2 protein-coding genes are annotated in these 3,857 nt (G+C 37.4%); both read right to left on the bottom strand.

Features of this window, described 5'->3' with window-relative positions; translation table 11 throughout:
• Window positions 1–1,611: 1,611 nt before the first annotated feature.
• On the bottom strand, window positions 1,612–2,091 hold the full coding sequence (locus GX348_01700; GenBank protein ID NLP40901.1) for an SMI1/KNR4 family protein: 480 nt from the start codon (window positions 2,089–2,091) through the stop codon (window positions 1,612–1,614).
• Window positions 2,092–2,103: 12 nt separating this feature from the next.
• Complete coding sequence (locus GX348_01695; GenBank protein NLP40900.1) at window positions 2,104–2,715, bottom strand: hypothetical protein; 612 nt, start codon at window positions 2,713–2,715, stop codon at window positions 2,104–2,106.
• Window positions 2,716–3,857: the final 1,142 nt, after the last annotated feature.

Below are 3,857 nucleotides of genomic sequence, written 5' to 3'. Positions count from 1 at the left end.
TCGGACTGGATTTTACCTTTGTTGGCTGAGCCTTGGATACCCGGTTTGCTTGTGACGGTTTTTCCTTGGACATTCTTGGAAATGTCAACACTTATGCTTAGGCCGCTGGAGCTGTTCTTTTCGTCGTGGGGGACAACGGGGACGCGGGTGAAATATAATGGCTAGTTTATATTTTTATGAAAATGCAAGTTTTGTCACGTAAAGGTGCAACGTTTGTCACCAAAAAGTGCAAGTTTTGTCATGGAATGATTTGATCTGGTGATTGGAAGAGAATGAAATAATGAAATTGTTATGTTGACTCTAGAATATCTATTACTAAAATATATTTATCTAAAATATATACTATTGCTCACTACGTTCACAATAGTCTGTGAGACAAGCTCACAGGTAAGTTTTGTTTTTTGAGAAGCAAGCTTCTTGAGAGAGAGAATAACAAGTGGATAGTTGAAGAATAAAAAACAACTGTTATTCGCTGAGGAAACCGGAACGGAGTGAAGGTTTCACTGTACGTACTTGTTCCGGTTTTTCTATTTTAATTGATTATTATTTAGGGGTCTGAATTACATGATATTGTGATTTGTAAAGTTTAAGGTAATTTAATTGTACGGGTTAAATATTGATAAATTTATACCCTGGGGAATTTTTTCTCCAGGGTTATTTGATATTGGTTAATTATTAATTTGAGATTCATATTTCTCAAAGAAAGCTTGTAAGATGTCATTTTTATCCGTGACCGTGTGACGATTATTATTGATTTGATGGAAATATGGTACCCAAGTGCATTGGGGTGCGTAAATAATAATTATTTTAGACATAAAATCAATTAATGCTAGTTTAGGTGCATTGATTGATTTATGTGTATTTGCACTATATTATTTAATCCTTATATATTGGCGGCTGGTGCAACTATAAATAACTATTTTTCCGTTTTTTTATTTTAATATATAAATATTACAAAACTGGGAATGTGTAACATCGTTTTATGATTTTTTATAAAAATAATTTTATCCCGTGACAACGTGACGTGTGACAGATGTTTGTCACTAGTTTACCGGGTGATCTCTGTTGAATGATTTTGATCTGGTAATATATTTTATTGGACCTATTAAGAAAAAATCATCAGCGGTCACCGGAGTAACTCTGATGATCAACTGATCCCTATTTGATTATTATTTTAGGTGTCAGATTGATTTAAACCTTGATTTTACTGGATTTACAATAAATTATATGAAATGAACCTCTTTGATGAAAACTCCGTTTTCGTCATCACCGACAGGTGATATATTAAAATTATTATTTTTAAGGAGGTTTTATTGATGTACGATAATGTGAGAAAATGTCCAAATTGTCATAGTGATGCACCTTGTATGGGAGCATTGATGAAATGCAAAGATTGTGGTGGTACTTATTGTGGTAGTTGTTCCGGTAATGGCTATGGGGGTAGTTGTCCATTTTGTGGAGGTAACGAGTCTAAGTCCTTCTGATTGACGAGATTTGATTTCTTATGAGTCATCAATAGGTAATATTATCCAGTTGTTGTTCGTTCACCAGACGACACTTGAGATACAAAGAGAGGTCAGCGGATTTTTACGTCCACCGACCTCGTTTATCTTATGCCATACCCAACTCCAAATAAATTCTTTGCAATAAAAATTCACCAAAATCATTTGCAATTACATTATATATTTGATGGTTTTCCTCTACGCCAATCAAATAGGATACTACAGCAGGCTCCAATGATTCAGACCGCCTATGGAAATCCAAACAAAACATTTCTTCTCCACCTGTGTGATAAATGATCAACAAATTGCTAGGTAAACTTATTTCTCTTCTTTGCTTTAACGTAAACCAAATAGCATCCGGAATTCCGGAATTATCAAAGTCACTTTTAACAATACCATATATTTCCTCTGAGCCAAAATTACCTGCACCATATTTAAGTAAAAAATTTTTATATAGTTGTGGAAATAATAAACTTAACTTTTCTTCAGCCTCTTTTATTAATGTTTCATTACAACCACCAACAAAATCAGCCAGATTTGGGTTTTCGTTTATCAAATTTGCCGCTCTATTATAATCTTGTGAACTCACTTTTATCTCTCCTTATTTAAAATCATTTGCTCTATTTTTCCAATAATCACTTCTCCATTTGTTAAATTCATTTCTATCAATGCCAGATGGAATTGTATTAGGATTGATATGAATTACTTTTGTATTCTCTTGATGGAACGACTGAGTTATTTCTGCTATAGCACTGTCGTTAGTTTGTGTCATATGATGCAAATTAATAGGGCTGCCATCAGGTCCAATGGGAGCAAGTCCTTGCTCCATTCTTTGAAGATTTGTCCTTCCTCTTCCATCTACGAAATTTGGGTTGATTAGATCATTTCTCTGATAAACTTTGATTCCGTTATGTTCAGTTGCTTGAGTCCAGTATTTGCGTGCTTCCCCAGTTACTTCAATCTTTTTGATTTTTTCCCCTATAACTACCAACTCAGGTAAAGTAATTAATTCTTTACCTTCGTCTAATACGGCACTTGTTTTCTTAAGTGCCGTTACTTTATCTAGCTTGCTAATAATTCCAGGATTAATAGCGAGCTTTTCAGGGGCCGGAACGGTAGTCGCGATGAGGTAAGCTAGCTCTCCAGCCAAGTTACCTAAACGATAATCTCGTGTATTCTCGTCTATTTCACCGGAGGCATAAGCATTTTGTATAGCGTTATATTTATTTACACTATCACCGCTTAAAGCAGTTCCTAATTCAGCAAATACTGCTCCAAAACCTTGATCTTTCCCTAACTCATATATTGCTACAGCAACATCTTTCACAGCCCCTATAGCATCTAGGGGATTGCTGAATGTCTCTGCTAGTCCTTTAATATCGGCACATATACCATCATATACGCCTTTACCTACTCCAGCAATACCATGAGCAAGATCATTATTAGCAGTTCCCGATACTGCTGTAGATGCTCCAGTTTGTGCATTACCACCTACAGTTTCCGCTGCTGCTGCACCGATTATTGCGCCACCCCATTGCTGTAAATCAGGTTCTAAGTCTTTTAGCAAATTACGGCTTGCTTCGGTAGCTCCTGCGCCAACAGCGCCAGATGCAAAACTACCTCCACCCATTTCTGCCATGAGTCCCCCAACCAAAGCATGAAGCGCAGTTATACTAGTTCCTCCCTCATTCCAAGAGGAGGATTTTTGACCAATTTCTTTATATTGAGTTGCTAGTTTTTCACTTTCTGCAGCTTTTTCTAGTTCTCCAGCATCTCGGTATTCTTGTGCCTGTTTTTCATAACTATCAGCTAACGAATTTGCTATATAGGCTTTTTCTTGATGTTTTTGGGCAATATCTCCGACTATTTTAAACGCTACTTCGCCAAAGACTTTCGCTAATTCCTGCTGTTCTGCCACTGTCTTCTTATCAAAAATCTTACCTAATGCATTCAAGGAATTAGCTGTATCACGGCTGAGGTTGCTTAGATCCGTATCGCCATTACGTACTTCAACTGTACCTTCCGCTATGGCTGACTTCGTTGTACTGTCGGCATCGCCTGTTGCTTTTGTCCCAATGTCAGGTGTGAGTCCGGCATCCTTTGCTTCTGCTGTTTTTCTGGTATCGAGATTGACTCCCACGCTGCTTGCGCTGTACTCGGCCTTATTCTCAATATCACTAAAGGTCAGCGTATCGGTAGAGAGTTTATTCTTGTCTGGATCTGCCTCACTGCTAATGACCGCACCCTTCAGATCAGTATTCTTACCGACATTAATGTCAAATCCGCCTTCACCGGCATAGATTCCTGCCTGGTCGGTGACGCTTTCATAGTCGGACTGGATTTTGCCTTTGTTGG

It is taken from the genome of Veillonellaceae bacterium, from assembly GCA_012523975.1.
Taxonomy (GTDB): domain Bacteria; phylum Bacillota; class Negativicutes; order JAAYSF01; family JAAYSF01; genus JAAYSF01.
Note: the sequence above shows the minus strand (reverse complement) of the source record. Positions and strands in the feature narration are given on the sequence as shown.